This window comes from Flavisolibacter tropicus (assembly GCF_001644645.1).
Lineage (GTDB): Bacteria > Bacteroidota > Bacteroidia > Chitinophagales > Chitinophagaceae > Flavisolibacter > Flavisolibacter tropicus.
Genome location: NZ_CP011390.1, coordinates 2,107,150 through 2,124,988 on the forward strand (window position 1 = coordinate 2,107,150; position 17,839 = coordinate 2,124,988).

General features: G+C 42.8%; 8 protein-coding genes. 6 read left to right on the plus strand and 2 right to left on the minus strand.

Going from position 1 to position 17,839, the window contains the following annotated elements; genetic code table 11:
- Positions 1–83: 83 nt before the first annotated feature.
- Positions 84–5,492 carry an alpha-2-macroglobulin family protein gene (locus SY85_RS08875; RefSeq protein ID WP_066403680.1) on the minus strand — a complete coding sequence of 1,803 codons (5,409 nt, stop codon included), beginning with the start codon at positions 5,490–5,492 and terminating at the stop codon, positions 84–86.
- Between the two features lie 136 nt (positions 5,493–5,628).
- On the opposite strand from SY85_RS08875, the gene pbpC reads away from it, so the two are divergent.
- Complete coding sequence (gene pbpC / locus SY85_RS08880) at positions 5,629–7,953, plus strand: penicillin-binding protein 1C (protein WP_226999054.1); 2,325 nt, start codon at positions 5,629–5,631, stop codon at positions 7,951–7,953.
- Between the two features lie 590 nt (positions 7,954–8,543).
- Here pbpC and SY85_RS08885 read toward each other — a convergent pair.
- Positions 8,544–9,266 carry a head GIN domain-containing protein gene (locus SY85_RS08885; protein ID WP_066403682.1) on the minus strand — a complete coding sequence of 241 codons (723 nt, stop codon included), beginning with the start codon at positions 9,264–9,266 and terminating at the stop codon, positions 8,544–8,546.
- A gap of 194 nt (positions 9,267–9,460) precedes the next feature.
- Between SY85_RS08885 and guaA the strand changes: the two genes are divergently transcribed.
- From guaA to SY85_RS08910, 5 genes are all read left to right on the plus strand, one after another.
- A complete protein-coding gene (gene guaA, locus SY85_RS08890) occupies positions 9,461–10,996 on the plus strand; it encodes a glutamine-hydrolyzing GMP synthase (protein WP_066403684.1) in 1,536 nt (511 codons plus the stop codon).
- Positions 10,997–11,044: 48 nt separating this feature from the next.
- Complete coding sequence (locus SY85_RS08895; protein WP_066403687.1) at positions 11,045–12,205, plus strand: ABC transporter substrate-binding protein; 1,161 nt, start codon at positions 11,045–11,047, stop codon at positions 12,203–12,205.
- Between the two features lie 229 nt (positions 12,206–12,434).
- Positions 12,435–13,454: a ligase-associated DNA damage response exonuclease gene (locus SY85_RS08900; protein ID WP_066403688.1), complete on the plus strand. Its 1,020-nt coding sequence runs from the start codon at positions 12,435–12,437 to the stop codon at positions 13,452–13,454.
- A 48-nt stretch (positions 13,455–13,502) separates the two neighbouring features.
- Positions 13,503–15,179: an ATP-dependent DNA ligase gene (locus SY85_RS08905; protein WP_082886342.1), complete on the plus strand. Its 1,677-nt coding sequence runs from the start codon at positions 13,503–13,505 to the stop codon at positions 15,177–15,179.
- Positions 15,176–17,764: a ligase-associated DNA damage response DEXH box helicase gene (locus SY85_RS08910; RefSeq protein ID WP_066403690.1), complete on the plus strand. Its 2,589-nt coding sequence runs from the start codon at positions 15,176–15,178 to the stop codon at positions 17,762–17,764. The genes SY85_RS08905 and SY85_RS08910 overlap by 4 nt, the downstream gene beginning before the upstream one ends.
- Positions 17,765–17,839 lie beyond the last annotated feature (75 nt).

Genomic DNA, 17,839 nt, shown 5'->3' on the forward strand with positions numbered 1-17,839 from the left:
GCAATTTTTTTCATGGATACGTGGATAAAAAAACGAGGCATTGCTGCCTCGTTAAAAATAGTACTTATTTATTGATCCATTTCTTATGGATTCACCACCTTAATCATTCCTGCTCCATGATAAGAATGCATCTCACCGTTATACATAGCATCGGCACTGGCAGGCCCCTGCTTGAAATAACCCAATGAAACAGCCCGTACGGCATAATAATATACTTGCTTTTGAGCTGTAGCATCTACAAAAAAGTGAATACGATCATCGCGTACATCCAACGCAGTAGGCTCTGATGCATTTTTAATCCAATCCATACCCGGCAATTCTTTCGTGCGCGGGTTTTCAATTTCAAAACCTGCAGGCAGTAAGTCAGTGATCACCACATTCTCAATTGAGTTACTATAGGCTTTTTCCAATGTCACAGCCACTATTACCAAATCATTTTGGCGAAATGTATTTCCAGTAATTGGCTTACCGAAACGATCAAAATAGGCACGACGCACCTTCAGGTAATTATCTTCTTCTTTATAGGCACCACTGGTGCTAATACCCTCTACCTGCCAAGAGTAATACAATCGACCAGTGCCTTTTGACACAATCTCCAATTCATTGCCTTTAAGCGCATTTTTATCACCCCTCCAGTCGTTACCATTGATGTTGGCAATAGTTTTACCACCTACCTTAATTTCAGCTGTTATAGTTGACTTAGCCGCACTATGTGCAATCTTACCTAGTGCTAAGAAAGAAAATGCTCGTTCCTGTGTATTTAGATAACGTTCATTCTTTAACCGATCACTTACATGCTTAGCCATCACAGGGATCTGCGCATTTCCGGGATCCACATCCACCAATGCATTTAGAGCAATGGCTTCATCTCGTGTTTCGCTGTAAAAACTACCACCTGTTTGCTGCACAGAGTATTCACCACTAAAGGAAGCCGGCAAGAAAGAAGTAAATGCACGCTTGTCGCCACCAATGGCATAAGCTGCAGACAGCAAATAACGGCCATCTAATGCCAACAATTGCGGATTGGCCTTATAATAGTTCATCGCGGATACCTGAGTGCGATTAGCCATTGCCAGTACATACAAACTATACGATACTTCTTTAGGAGCGATCTTACGATTCTGATTGCGGTTATAATAGTACTGGATGGTCTCCTTTGTTTTCAGGCGATTAGACAAATAACCCAGCATTGTTTCCAATAAACTAGCATCTACATCGTATCCTGCCTTTTTCGCTTCCAACAGGAAGTGGGCCGCATAAGTAGTAGTCCACCAATCTTCTTTACCCTCGCCATCCCACAACGTAACCGCACCATTATACAGCTGCCGCATTTTGATCTTGCGAATAGCTTCCATAATATTGGTAACGGCATTCTGCTTGTTATTGCCTTTCATGTTTAGCATATCGGCCATATCACCATAATACAACTGCGGGAAAGCCGCAGATACCGTTTGCTCCGTACAGCCATAGGGATATTGTACCAGGTAGCGTAGCTGATCCGCAATTTCTACTACCGGAGAACGACTAACTACAATTTCATAATCGGTACTTGCAGGCATGAAATCATTTTGTGCCAATGTAATTCGCTGTGTAGTTCCCCCCACTATTGATCCACTACCTGTTTGCTTTTGCAATGTAGAAGGTGGACGTACTGCAATCTCCGTTTCTTCCCTAAACTGCTCTCCCAGAGCCTTTACAACAACATTTACCTTACCGATATTAATGGCTTGATCTGCCACAATCTGGAAAGTAGCCTTGGCTTCTGCATTAGGCTGCATATAAATGTTTTGTGCGGTACTACTAATCACTTTCATAGGTCCACTTACATTAATTGACACCTGTCCTGTGGCGGGCTTAGTGGAGGTATTGCTTAATGTAACTGGTACAATAGCTGTATCGCCTGGACTTAAAAACCGTGGCAGTGAGCTGCTGATCACAATAGGATCTGCCACTGTCATAGTAGCTTCTGCTGCTCCAAATTGTTCTTCTTTTGATGCTACTGCCATTAAGCGTACTTGTCCATTGAATTGTGGTAAAGCAATATCAAACGTAGCGTTACCACTTCCATCTGTTTTACGCACGCCACTCCAATACGACAATATCTTAACCCGCTTAGCTGGCATAGGGTTAACCCGTTTGTCCATATCCATACCACCATCACCACCGGTGCTACTCAAGCGGGCACGTAATTCCGGGAATAGCAACGGATACATATCATAGGGCATTACTTCTAATGCTCGCTTCTGATAATAATACTCATAAGGATTGGGTGTTTGAAAGTCTGTTACCTGCAATACACCATTATCAACAGCAGCCAAGGTAACAAAGCTGTTGGGTGCTGCCTTTACAGTAACCCGCTGACTTTTCTGTGAACGTGAGGACTGCGGCGCACTTATCTGTACAGCAATCTTGCGGCTGCGTTCTTCTACTTTTACATTCTGAAAACCATGTGCAACTGTCAATGGAATATCCGAAACCTCATGCGGCTTGAACAGGGTGGCTGTTATGTAAACATTAGGCACATGTGTGCCATCCAGCTTTACATCCATACTTGCCGTACGCTTAACCACATCAATGTATTGATGTGAGATCACACCATCTCTTTCCAATGTCACCAGCATACGACCGCTAAAGGGTGTTTTGAATAATACTTTTGCCACATCACCGCTATTATAGCTTTCCTTATCCAACTCTATATCCACATTCCCCTCATTGTTTACTTCAAAAGAGGCATTGTCTGCACCCCATGAACCATAACTGTAAAAGCTTTTGCTTACATAGGCATTGGCACCAGGCCTAGAAATGCGTATCTCATAATCACCAGGAGAACGAGGCACAAAGTTGTAGGCAGTTCCATTCCCAACTTCCATTTCCCGTTCGGCCATCACTTTATCCTGGCGTTGCGACTCGTATCGGAAGTAGCTACCATTTTTCACCAGCACTGTTTTATACTCGTGTTTGATCACTTGAATCCTGGCAGAGGCTGAAGCAACAGCTCCATCCCTATTTACAGACAAGAGATTAAACCGCACAGGCTGATTCAATGAATAATAGTAGAAGCCATCGTCTTTAATACCATGAAACACTTCCTGTGTATAGATATCTGCACTAGCGCGTCGACTTACAGGCCGACCTGTTTCATCAAACACTGTTGTATAAAAATTGGCTTGTAACAACCCAACATTAGAATACATCTCCGGCACCTCATAGGTCTCTATAGCATTACCGGCAGCATCTGTCTGTCCTTGCTTTACTACTTTATCAAAAAAGCTTTCGCTATTAGCCAGTGCAAACTCATAATCAGGAAAGTTCTTAGCATAAAAAGCTTTTTGCTTTACCTGGATCTCTGTTTCATAATTACGGTTAGCAGCAGGCGGCCCAAAGAAGTTAACCGCATTTACCTGCAGTGTAGCGCCGTCACCTGGACGCAAAGCTGTTTTATTCAACTTAGCAGAAACCTTGATGCGATCAGGCACAAACTCTTCGATCATGAAGTTCTTAGACGCCAACAATACGTCTGTAGCACTATATACTTCCAACAAATAACTACCGGTAATAGCAGCAGGAGAAATATCAATATTTCCATCCGTTATACCTCCGGCATTTACTGTTTTGCGAAAGGTCTTCAGCTCCTTGCCATTAGGCAGTAAGAATTTCATTTTTATGGGAATCTCGCCAGGACTTTTCCATTTGCGATCGCGTACTAGCACGGCAAAGTTTACTTTCTCACCTGGCCGATAGATATCACGCTCTGCATAAACAAAAGCATCAAGGCCTGTAGCATTATTGCGCTTACCACCTACATCAAAACGCGAGAGATTTACTTTAGTATTATTGAAAGGCAAATAGGTGAAGTCGTCTGCAGTTTTAGCAATTATCATTGCCGGCTTAAAGCCTGCTATCTCTTTTCGAGGCAAGGGCACTTCCGCTACGCCATCTGCATTGGTAGCAGCAGTACCTAAGAGTTGGTTATTACTACCGTAGATATTAATGGTTACACCGTTAACAGCGCCTGCCGTTTTAATAGAGTTGGCAAATACTAACATCTTTTCCTGGCCCTGCTTGGCAATCAATCCAATATCTGACAAGGAAATAAAACGACTGTCCTGCACCCAATAATCCTTGACTGAACGCAGCATTACATGATAAACACCTTTCAAATCGGGGAGTCGGTCTTCAAACTGCGAAATATTAAGAATGCGCCCATTTCCTGACTTTGGCAGCGTACGCGTATCAAGCTCTTTACTAAATACTACATCGCCTGCTATAGCATCTGAATAGTTATCGTAATAGCCTTCCTCTTCATAACTGGCATAGGAAGGTTCTGCATCTTCTTTAGGCCTATAGCCATAGCGCTGTGCCATTAACAGGTTGTTCTCATAGATCTTGGAAATGATCAACTTTACCTTAGGTGTATTGGTAATGCGCACTTCTATATTTCCGCCACCCTTTTTAGAAAGATATACCCCCTTGCTATTGGTAAATTTCACCTCTGACTCCAACTCTCCAAAGGCCACATTGCCGCTGTATTCTTCTTTCAACACACCGCCAATACGGCCTCGCAATCCTTTGGCAATGGTAAGCGCATAGGTATTTTCAGCATCAAACTTATCACTGCGTAGCAACACCCCATTATCAGTATACTCCACCCGGTAGGCCACCGCCGGCTCAAACTTGATCAAGGAAGTCAAGTTTTCTCCTACCAGCTGCTGACTTGTGCTAATGCGTACAATACCTTCCGTGCCATCGTGCTCCGATTGCACATCATTAATGTTTAAAACATAAGGCGATGGTATGGATAACAATGTTTGAATGGGCTCACTTGTGGCATCTTGTCCCCCATCGGGCTTTATGCCTTTGTCAATGAATACCTTCGCTTCATAGTCCTTATCCTCTCCCTTAAAACCATTCAACCTTAGAAGGAGTTCATTCGTTGCAGATGCCGACTGAAACGCACTTTCAATCGTAGTGCCTTCCACCTCTACCTTCAATTTATCTTTTACATCTTCTGGCTTTACAGGATAATTAAAGGCTAGCATTAATTGCGGCACAGCTACCCGGCTAGCTTCATCCTGCAGCACCCAGGTAACCTGGGCATCATTGAGCTGTAATGGTGCGGTATAAAAACTTACTTTATTAGCATCGCGTACTTTATCATACTTGCTATAGCGCAATACATCATCATGAATGGTAGCTTTATAAGTAGTAGCCGGCTTCAATGGCTTTGATGGTGAAAACACCAATTGGTCAGGCCCTTCCCAACGGAAACGTCCTGGTATTTTAGGTTCAAAAGAAATGTACTCGGTAGAGTCCCAGTTGTTCAGCAGCGAATCGGCTATCAGGGATTTATTGAATCGAAAGACTAAGTTGCCCAACTGAGGCACTTCGCCTTTGGCATTAGTATAATCCAGTGCTATATAGTTACGGTTACAGGAGGCAATGATAATGGCAACCACACAACAGATGAATGCCATTAATGGTTTGATACGCATATAGGGATTTTGAATGTCAGTATTGGGAGATTGTTAAATTAAATGATCTTATTCCTAATCTTGTAAAGAAGTAAGAAATTCGATAAGAACTAACGCTACGGAGGATGACTCAATGAGTCCATATAATTTAAAGCGATTGCGAGAGAAAATTACAAAGCAAAAACTGATTTTGTTTGTTAAAAGAAGTTTAATTGTAACCGTTATTGGTTTCCTTGTATTCCTCTTGCTCAATTGGATATTCCCCTTGCCCGACAAGATTGATTATTCTACTATTGTCACCGACGATAAAGGCGAGCTCATCAATGCGTTCCTCACCAAGGACGATAAGTGGCGCATGAAAACAGAACTGAATGAGATATCTCCCCTATTAAAAAAAACAATCATACAAAAGGAAGATCAATACTTCTACTACCACCCTGGTATTAATATCATGGCCATAAGTCGCGCAGCCTTTAATAACCTGGTAAAAGGCCAGCGTACTTCTGGTGCATCTACCATCACTATGCAAGTGGCGCGAGCATTGGAACAACGACCACGCACCATTGGCGCCAAGCTTATTGAAACCTACCGGGCTTTTCAATTGGAGTGGAAATACAGCAAGGATGAAATATTACAACTTTATCTAAACCTTGTGCCCTATGGTAGTAATATAGAAGGTGTAAAATCGGCCTCTTTACTTTATTTCAAAAAGAACCCTGATCACTTATCATTAGCAGAAATTACGGCACTATCTATCATCCCTAACCGACCTTCTTCGCTAGTTATTGGAAAGAATAATGATCTTATCATAAAAGAACGTAATAAATGGCTGCACCGTTTTGCTGCATCGGATGTATTTACACAAAAGGAAATTGAAGACGCACTGGCTGAACCTTTGCAGGCTACGCGTAACGTGGTACCACACTTTGCCCCACACCTTTCTTATAAACTCAATCAACAAAGTAGCGACCATACCATACACACTACCATCAACCTTAATAAACAGCTTAAGATAGAAAAGCTAACAGAAGACTATATACGAACACTACGGCTTAACAATATTCGCAATGCAGCTGTGATAGTAGTAGATAACAAAACCCACAATGTTATTTCATATGTAGGGTCAGCAGGTTTCTTTGATACAACAGATGGAGGACAAGTAAATGGTGCTGCGGCTATTCGTCAACCCGGTAGTACACTCAAGCCATTACTTTATGGACTATGTATGGATGAAGGCTTTATAACGCCTAAATCCGTTTTGAATGATGTACCCATAAATTACAATGGCTATGCGCCGGAGAACTATGATCAAAAGTTCAATGGCTTTGTTACGACAGAATATGCTTTGGAACAATCACTGAATATTCCTGCAGTAAAAAGCCTGAAACAGCTAGGTAAAGAAAAACTGATTAGCAAACTAATAGCTGCTGATTTTACCCAAGTAGCCAAAGACCAAAACAAACTGGGACTTTCATTGATATTAGGTGGCTGTGGTACTTCTCTGGAACAATTAACCGGCTTGTTTGCCTCCTTTGCCAACAACGGCACTTACGCCCCCATTTCTTTTATACAAAACACAAAGCCTGTAAAAAAGGTCCAGCTCTTATCGCCAAGTGCTAATTACCTCATCACGGGCATTCTCTCCAAGATCAACCGCCCCGATTTTCCCTTAAACTGGCAAGCCACAGAGCATATGCCCAAGATAGCATGGAAGACCGGCACCTCTTACGGCCGCAAAGACGCCTGGAGTATTGGTTTCAACAAACAATACACGGTGGGTGTTTGGGTGGGCAATTTCTCAGGCGCTGGGGCACCCGAGCTGAGTGGCGCGAATACGGCAACTCCGCTTCTCTTTAAAATTTTCAACACCATAGATTACGCCAATAACGGAGACTGGTTTACGCCACCTGCGGCGTTGGATATACGGCAGGTATGTACTGAAACAGGATTACCACCCGGACCTAATTGCACCAACCTGATCCTCGATCATTTTATTCCTCTTATCAGCACTACGGCTACTTGTCAGCACGTACAAGAAATTAAAGTTGCACCTGACGAATCGATCTCCTATTGTACCACCTGTGCACCACAAGAAGGCTATATCAAAAAATTGTATCGAGTGGTAGCGCCTGAGATGCAAGATTATTTTCACCAAAATAACATTGCCTTTAAAGCCATTCCGCCTCACAATCCGGCTTGCGAAAAAGTATTCAAAGGTGAAGGCCCCATTATTACATCACCTACAAATGGCAGTGAATATTATATCAACCAAAATGATCCTGAGCCTTTACAGCTAACCGCCAATACAGCCAATGATGTCAACAAAGTGTATTGGTATATTAATGACGAGTTTTATAAAGCTGCAGCAGCTGGCGACAAACCCTTCTTTGTACCCACGGAAGGCCCTGTAAAGATCTCTTGCACCGACGACAAGGGCCGCACCCGGAATATTTTAATAAGAGTAAAGTATGTAAAGTTGTAGGACCGCAGATTTAAGGGATTAATTGGATTGGCAGGATTTCAGTCCACTTGTGTAACCGTTTGCTGTATTATATAAAGCGTTACAATGTACTGGTAAGAGATGGTCGGCCTACCCTTTGCTTAGGAATTGCAAGGCCCATCGTCTCCCTTTCTTCGGAACCGCTTCGAGATTGCTTCGAGATTTGTTCGAAGAGTCCCGAAGCGTTCCCGAACAAGCCTCGAAGCGGTTCCGAAGAAAGATGCGAAAACAGGTAGAGAAAAGGTACACCTTAGTTAAGAGTCTACTACTGGCAATACGGCCGATAGTGGGTGGCAGGTTGCAACCATTCACTTTTATCTAAACCTTTCAGTATTTGCCAGTAGTGGGTTAGCTAAATTGGAAACTGTTAGAAAACCCTTCAATTTGTCAAGGTTTTCAAAACACCTAAGGCTTTAAAATGAAATTTGGGTGCCTATAGTTATAGAATTACCGATACCAGGCTTTTCTTTCCATTGCCAAAAGCCATATGTAAATAAACCTTTTTATAAAAAGAAACGCCCTACCGATTGATAGAGCGTTGTTTGAAAAGACTTATTTTTTTCTGAAAAGACTTAATCTACTTTATGAATTTTACCAGATCCAACAATGCTTTGTTTGATAGCAGGATTGCCTTTATAGTTAACATTGCCTGAGCCAGCCACACTTACATCCAGCTGCTTGCTGGCAAATACGTCTGCGTCGCCACTGCCAGCAATATCAAGATCGCTATTTTCAGATAAAAGATCGAAAGCTTTTAGTTTTCCACTGCCACTAATATCGCCATTGAATGTTCGAGTATTACCTCTTAATAGTGCAGATCCACTACCGCTAATTTCCGTCTTTACAGTAGGCGCATCTACGTCCAGATTAGCATCACCGCTACCAGAAATATCAATACCCAATTGGGAGGCATTGGTGATCTTAGTTTGAGAAATCAATTTACCGCTACCAGACACGGCCAACTGTGTATAATTAGGAGCTGTTATATAAACCTTTACAGAACCGCTAGAATGGATGTTGTAATTGTCTTTAAAATGGACTTCCAGCTCATCACCCTCCTTTTCTGTTACTATGTACTCCATTAAGTTCTCATCGGCCTCTACTTTAACATCAAAAGTGTTGCCCTGGGATACATATACATTGAAACCACCTTGCAGGTCTACAGCATTAAAGTCTGTAATTGTACGTTGCTGTGTAATAACATTTCCGTTTCCAGAAACCCGTTTACCGCCTATAAATGTGCAAGCCCCAAAAGCCAGAACAAAAGCAACAAAAGCCAAGCTAATATCTCTCATAAGTATGTGTTTACCGTTTTAGACGCCGGCAATAATGCCGAGGTTACAAATGTTATAAACATTTTCAAAAAAAACCAAACTAGCTCCTGCAAGCACAACTAATAATACAATTCATCATTAATTAACATGGCTGAAAGGCCTGAAAAACGGGTTTAAAGTCAGCTTTCTGCTTGATTTCTTACCTTCACACCCGCATGACTGAAAAGATTATAATCCTCGATTTCGGCTCTCAGTATACGCAGCTGATTGCTCGTGCTGTTAGAGAAGCCAATGTTTATTGTGAAATCATACCTTTTTCTAAAAAGGTTTCGTTTGACGACAGTATAAAGGGAGTGATCCTTTCAGGTTCCCCTTTTTCAGTAAATGACGCCAATGCGCCGCAGGTTGATGTGAAGGCATTGACCAACGAAAGGCCCGTATTAGGCATCTGCTACGGTGCCCAGTTAACAGCCCAGCAGTATGGTGGCAGTGTAGAGCGTAGTAATAAGCGGGAATATGGTCGTGCCTACCTGCATTTGGAAAAGGACGACGCCTTGTTGCACAACATTACCCCGGCATCTCAGGTATGGATGAGCCATGGTGATTCCATTAAAAACCTTCCTGACAATTTTGAACTGCTGGCTACTACCGACAGTATTCCTGTAGCGGCTTTTCGTCAAAAAGAAGGAGAGACACAACCATTGTATGGTCTGCAATTTCACCCGGAAGTATATCACTCTATAGAGGGTAAAAAGATCCTGCAGAACTTCTTAATAAACATTTGTGGCTGTAGCCAAGACTGGACACCAGCGCACTTCATTACTGATACTGTTGAAGCACTGAAGCAGCAAATTGGCGATCAAAAAGTGATCATGGCGCTGAGTGGTGGTGTGGATTCTACCGTAGCAGCCGTTTTGATCAACAAAGCCATTGGTGATCGCCTGCATGGCATTTTTGTAGATAATGGCGTATTACGTAAGGATGAATTTGAATCGGTTTTGGAAACTTATAAAACCCTTGGATTAAACGTAAAAGGTATCAATGCCAAACAACGTTTTTATGACGCGTTAGCTGGCAAAACCGATCCGGAAGAAAAGCGTAAAACTATTGGAGGCCTATTCATTGATGTATTCCAGGATGCTGCGAATGAAGATAAAGACGCTACGTTCTTAGGACAAGGTACTATTTACCCGGATGTAATTGAAAGCGTATCGGTACACGGCCCTTCTGTAACCATCAAATCGCACCATAACGTAGGAGGCCTACCCGAAAAAATGCACCTGAAGCTGGTAGAGCCATTGCGTTCTTTGTTTAAAGACGAGGTGCGTCGTGTAGGTCGCGAATTGGGTATTCCGGATGATCTGATCAACCGCCATCCTTTCCCTGGACCCGGCTTAGCTATTCGTATTTTAGGAGAGATCACCCCTGACCGCGTAGCATTATTACAAGCCGCTGATGACGTATATGTTAAAGCATTAAAGAAGCACAACCTATATGCAACGGTATGGCAGGCAGGAGCAATCTTATTACCAATACGTAGTGTAGGGGTTATGGGTGACGAACGTACCTACGAATACACTATAGCCTTACGGGCAGTAACCAGTGTAGATGGTATGACAGCCGATTGGGCGCATTTGCCTTACGACTTCCTGGCTACAGTATCTAATGAGATCATAAACAATGTAAGAGGTATTAACCGCGTTGTATATGATATCAGCAGTAAGCCGCCGGCAACTATTGAATGGGAATAAGGACCGCTGACGAGAAGGATTATTTAAGGATTAACACAGATTATCATAATGAGAAACCGCTTTATTTTAATTGTACTCTCTTTTCTTGTTGCCTTTAGTGGAAACGCTCAAGCACAACGGCAAAAGATTGCACTATTTGCACCCTTGTATTTGGACTCAGCATTTGATGTTAGTGGTAACTACCGCTTTTCATCATCATTTCCCAAGTTCTTAAACCCAGGCATAGAGTTTTATCAAGGCGCTCAGGCAGCTTTTGACTCTCTAGCCAAAGTAGGTGCTCCTTTAGAAGTATATGTGTATGATTCAAGGTCCCGCAACCGCTCGTTGACACAACAAGTTAATAGCCCTGAATTGGAGAATGTAGACCTGATCATCGGTCATTCAAACACCAGCGAGGTGCGCATATTAGCAGATGCAGCCGCAAAGAAAAAGATCCCCTTTATCTCTGCAACCTTGCCCAACGACGCCGGTATTATAAATAATCCCTATTATTTAGTACTGAACTCCACCTTGCGCACTCACACCGAGAATATTTACCAGTATTTACAGAAATACCATTCTCGTGACCGTATAGTGGTATTAAGAAAGCCAGGTACGCAAGAAGATCAGCTAAAGGAATACTTTCAGGATATAGCAAAGACGACATCCTCTACTCCTTTGAAATTACAGTTTGTAGACATTGGTAGTGAATGGGATTACGCACGACTGACCAAAGCACTTGACAGTACCCGAAGAACGGTATGTATAGCGGGCTCTCTAGATGAAAACTTTGGACTGGCATTAGCTGAGAGCCTTGCAGATGTCAATAGCACTTACCCGGTAACCTTGATTGGCATGCCTACTTGGGATGGCTTGAACTTAAGCCGTTCTGAATACAAAGGACTGGAAATTATTTATACAACGCCTTTTTTCTATGGACGACCCACAGCGCTTAGCACAAAGATCAGCAACGATTTTATAGCGCGTGTTGATGGTCGACCAACAGATATGTATTACCGTGGGTATGAAACGGCGTTACGATTTGCATTGTTACTGTTGGATACCAAAAGAGATATGGCCTCTAACCTTACCCGTAAGGGAAACTATATTTTTACTCAATTTGACATACAGCCTGTATTCTTGAATAAGCAGAATATGACGCTGGATTATTTTGAGAATAAGAAGTTATATTTCGTGAAGGTTTTTAATGGCAACAAGACGGTGCAGTAGGGCAGCCCCCTGTCCCCCGAAGGGGAACTTAGGTCTAATATATCCTTATTACACAAATATCAGTGGTGATAAATCAAAACAAGAAAGCCTCCCAAAGGGAGGCTTTCTTGTTTATACATTTTTTTAAAAAACTGGTCCAATAAATATAATAACCTGACCTAAGTTCCCCCGTCGGGGAACAGGGGGTTCTGGCATCGTTTATGGTTCGCTTATTTAGTAAATTATAGCAATGCCCTTAATTGAATTCTCTGATTGTGGTCTGTATTGCCGTGCTGGTGACTTTTATATTGATCCCTGGCGCCCGGTGGAGCGTGCTGTTATAACGCATGCACACAGCGACCATGCCCACTGGGGCAGCAAGAGCTATCTCTGTCACAACGATACAAAGCCGTTGTTAAGACTCCGCCTTGGACCCGGCAATTACCAATCAACAGGCTGGAATCAAACAGTATATATGAATGGCGTGCGTGTATCATTACACCCGGCAGGACATATTATTGGATCGTCACAAATACGGGTGGAGCACAATGGCGAAGTATGGGTGATCAGCGGTGATTATAAATTAGAGAATGATGGATTGAGCGGACAGTTTGAACCCGTAAAATGTCAACACTTTATTTCTGAGTGTACGTTTGGACTCCCCATTTATCACTGGAAGAAACAGGAAGATATATTCAGCAATATTCTACAATGGGTTTTGCGAAACAAGGAAGCAGGAAAATCTTCTATTCTGTTTGCTTATAGTTTAGGCAAGGCACAACGCTTATTGCCAGCATTATCAGCAGTAACCGATCGCATACTTGTACACGGTGCCGTATATAATGTACATATGGCATTGGTGAATGCAGGTATTAAACTTCCTGAAGTGCACCGGGTTTCCGCTGACACGCCAAAAGAGTGGTTGAAGAATAGTGTTGTAATTGCCCCCTCAAGTGCTGAAGGATCATCCTGGCTGAAGAAGTTTGGTCCGCTAAGCATTGGCATATGCAGTGGCTGGATGCAGGTGCGCGGCAACATGCGTCGCCGTAACGCAGATGCTGGTTTTGCTTTAAGTGATCATGCCGACTGGGAAGGATTGATTACCGCTATAAAAGCTACGCAAGCGGAGCAAGTTTACGTTACGCATGGTTTTACCGCCGCCTTTGGGCGATATCTCAATGAGGTTGGCATCAACGCTAAAGAAGTGAGAACAGAATTTGGTAATGATGAAGAAGATGCCCATCCTAGCCTCCCTGAAGGGGAGGAATAGCAAGCACAGGTATTTAGTAATAATGGCGCAACTAATAAAGAACAGAAGATGAGAGAAGAAAATTCAGCATTAACACTTTCACACTCTTCTTCAGAAAAAGAAAGAAGTGGCATTGGCCAGTTTGCAGAGTTGGTGATGAAAATAGGAACAACTACTAAAACCAATGATAAACTGGATGCTCTGGTTGACTATTTCTCAATAGCTGACGAAAAAGATAAAGTCTGGACTATTGCTATCTTTTCCGGCAGGCGCCCTAAACGAGCCGTTAATTCTACGCAATTGGCCACTTATTGTGTGGAAGTAGCACAAATACCTTTTTGGATGTTTGATGAGTGCTGGCATACCGTGGGTGACTTAGGAGAAACCATAGCCCTCTTACTGCCTGACAACGAAGCTGAGATCAAGGAAAAGCGTCAAGATGAACGACCTCTTTACTATTACATAGAAGAATTGAAGCGGTTGGAAAAAGAAGATGAGGCAATACGAAAAGCATTTATAAAAGAATCCTGGGCTGAGATGACCAGTAGTGAACGCTTTGTATTCAATAAACTTATTACAGGAAACTTCCGCATTGGTGTATCGCAAAAACTAATGGTCAATGCATTGGCAAAGACCGTTGAAGCAGAACCTTCCGTTATTGCGCATCGTATCAGTGGCAACTGGGATCCGTCTACAATTACGTATGATGAATTGCTAGGGGAAGAAGCACATACTAGCGATGTATCAAAACCTTATCCATTCTATCTAGCTTATGCACTGGAAGAAGATCCGCATACATTGGGAGATCCTAACGACTGGCAAGTAGAATGGAAATGGGATGGTATACGTGGCGAGATCATTAAACGCCAGGGAGAACTGTTTGTATGGAGCAGAGGTGAAGAGTTAATGACAGAAAAGTTTCCTGAATATCATTCTTTGCAAGAAGTACTACCCAATGGCATTGCTTTAGATGGAGAGATCATTCCTAGTATTGATCAAAAGCCACTCCCCTTCGCCATATTGCAAACACGCATTGGCCGTAAGAATATAACCAAGAAGCAATTGCAGGAAGCGCCAATTGCCTTCTTTGCTTACGACTTATTGGAATATGAGGGAGAAGACTGGCGCACGCGGCCATTAGAAGAGCGACGCGCCAAGCTAGAAGAATTGATCATTGGCTTTAACCATCCCGCACTAATCCTTTCGCCTGTTGTCAGTTTTGATACTTGGGATGAATTGGCAGCCTTACGCAATACATCCCGTGAAATGGGTGCTGAAGGCTTTATGCTAAAAAAGAAATCATCAACCTACCAGGTAGGACGTAAGCGTGGAGATTGGTGGAAGTGGAAAGTAGATCCATTAACGATTGATGCCGTGATGGTGTATGCGCAGAAGGGTTCAGGAAGAAGAAGCAATTTATACACTGATTATACGTTTGCTGTACGTGATGGCGATAAACTGGTAACGTTTACAAAGGCTTACTCTGGCCTCACCGATAAAGAGTTTGCACAGGTTGATGCATTTGTAAAACGAAACTCTATTGAAAAGTTTGGTCCTGTACGTACAGTAAAGCCTGAACTGGTCTTTGAGTTGGCCTTTGAGGGAATAGCCGCATCCAGCCGTCATAAGTCGGGAGTGGCCTTACGATTTCCACGCATCTTGCGCTGGCGCCACGACAAGAAACCTGAAGAAATTAATACCTTGTATGATCTGAAACAGATATTGGAGATCTACGGACAAAAATGAAATTACACGACACAAAAGGATATCACGTAATAAAGGACTGGTTGGCACAAAAAGACTTTCGTCCGTTTGCTTTCCAGGAAGAAGCGTGGGCATATATAAATGAAGGGAGAAGTGGATTGGTAAATGCGCCTACCGGAACCGGTAAAACCTTCTCTGTATTCTTAGGAGCGCTAATTCAATTTATCAATCAACACCCTGATAATTACAAAGCAAAAGCAAAGAACGGCCTACAGTTACTTTGGATCACACCCCTACGTGCTTTAGCAAAAGATATAGGCCGGGCCATGGAAGATGTGATAGCCGAATTAGGCATGAGTTGGCAAGTGGGAATTCGTAATGGCGATACCAGTGTTAGTGATCGGCAAAAACAAAAAAGACAAATGCCGGAAGCTCTCATTATTACACCCGAAAGCCTGCATCTCTTATTAGCACAGAAAGGGTATCCAGAAGTACTGAAAGATCTGAAGATCATAGCCGCAGATGAATGGCATGAATTAATGGGTAGCAAGCGTGGTGTGCAGGTAGAGTTGGCGTTGAGTCGTATTTGTGGATTAGTCAGTCAACAGTTGAGAGATGTCAGTTTAGAGATGACGGATGGAGAGGTAAAAGGGAAAAGAAAAAGGCAAGAAAAAGTAGCTGCCAACTATCAACTACCAACTACCAACTTCTCTATATGGGGCATCAGTGCAACCATAGGAAACCTGAACCAAGCAATGGATGTTTTGCTACATCCTCTTCAATTGGTAAACCCAACGGCTAAAGGCATTATTGTACGCGCTAATATTCATAAGCAAATAGAGATTGAATCAATCCTACCGGATGAAATTGAAAAGTATCCCTGGGCAGGTCACTTAGGAATTAAGTTAGCGAAGAAAGTATTACCGATTATTGAAAACAGCCGTACCACACTCATTTTTATCAATACCCGTGGAATGAGTGAGCTCTGGTACCAGACCTTACTCAATATAGCACCTGAGTTAGCAGGTCTTATTGCACTGCATCATGGTTCTATAGAAATGGAATTGCGCACCTGGGTTGAAGAAGCGCTGCATGAAGGCAAGTTGAAAGCGGTTGTTTGTACTGCATCTCTAGATCTTGGTGTAGACTTTCGCCCAGTGGAAACCGTAATTCAAGTAGGCTCTCCCAAAGGAGTAGCTCGCTTTTTACAACGTGCCGGACGTAGTGGTCACCAACCAGATGCTGTTAGTCGTATTTACTTCTTGCCTACGCACTCACTGGAACTCATTGAAGCAGCGGCCCTAAAAGCTGCGGTTGCAGAAACTACGATTGAAAGTCGCGAGCCATTATTGCTTTGTTATGATGTGCTGATACAGTATTTGTGCACACTGGCCATTTCTGAAGGCTTTGTTTCAGATGCATTATTCCAAGAAGTTAAAGCTACAAATTGCTTCCAAGAGCTTACCGAAGATGAATGGCAAGAGATGTTGCACTTTATTACCGTGGGAGGCAATGCCTTGCAGCAGTATGATGAATACAAAAAAGCAGAAGTAGAAAATGGTGTTTACCGCATTACCAGTCGCCGCATTGCCATGCGCCACCGTATGCATATTGGAACGATCGTAAGTGATGCTATGATCAAGGTAAAGTTCATGACAGGTGGCTATATTGGTGTGATAGAAGAATACTTTATCTCCCGCCTAGAGCCTGGCGACACATTTACGTTAGCAGGTAGAAATCTAGAGCTGATCATGATCAAGGACATGACTGTACTAGTAAAGAAATCCAATGCTAAGAAATCGGTTGTTCCAAGCTGGCTGGGCGGACGCCTCCCTCTTTCTCAAAGCCTGGGAAAGATCTTAAGAGAAAAATTGAACGAGGCAGGTGCGCAAATCCTAGAAGGCGTGTTATCTGACGATGTGGAGCTACAGGCCTTGATGGTATTATTTGAAGTACAAGAACGTCTTTCTCATATTCCTCGCTCTAACGAATTGCTTATTGAACAGATAGAAACAGCAGACGGCTTTCATCTTTTTGTATATCCATTTGAAGGACGATTGGTTCATGAGGCCATGGCAGCCCTACTTGCCTATCGCATTTCTAAACTGACGCCAATTACGTTTTCGATTGCCATGAATGATTACGGCTTTGAGCTGTTGAGTGATCAGCCTATACCTGTTGATGACAGTAATGTATATCAATTGTTCTCACTAGACAATTTATTAGATGACATTCAACGCAGCGTAAACTCCACAGAAATGGCGAAACGAAAATTTAGAGATATTGCTGTAATTGGTGGTCTTATTTTTCAAGGCTATCCGGGCGAATACAAAAAGCAGCGACACTTACAGGCTTCAGCGGGTTTATTATTTAATGTATTTAACGAGTACGAACCTGGCAATGTTTTAATACGCCAGGCTTACCAAGAGGTGTTTGATCAACAAATGGAAGAAATGCGCCTGCGCGATATGCTGGAGCGCATACAGCAGTCCAAGATCATTCTTACATTTCCTCAAAGACTGACGCCGTTCTGCTTCCCTATTAAAGTTGATAGCATGCGGGAGAACCTGACATCAGAGAAACTGGAAGACCGCGTACGTCGCATGCAGCAGCAGTTGGAGAAATGATAAATAGGCTCAGCACGCTCCCGACCTATAAAGGGGCGCGTGAATGGGATTTATTAACAAATCATGCTTTAGTGC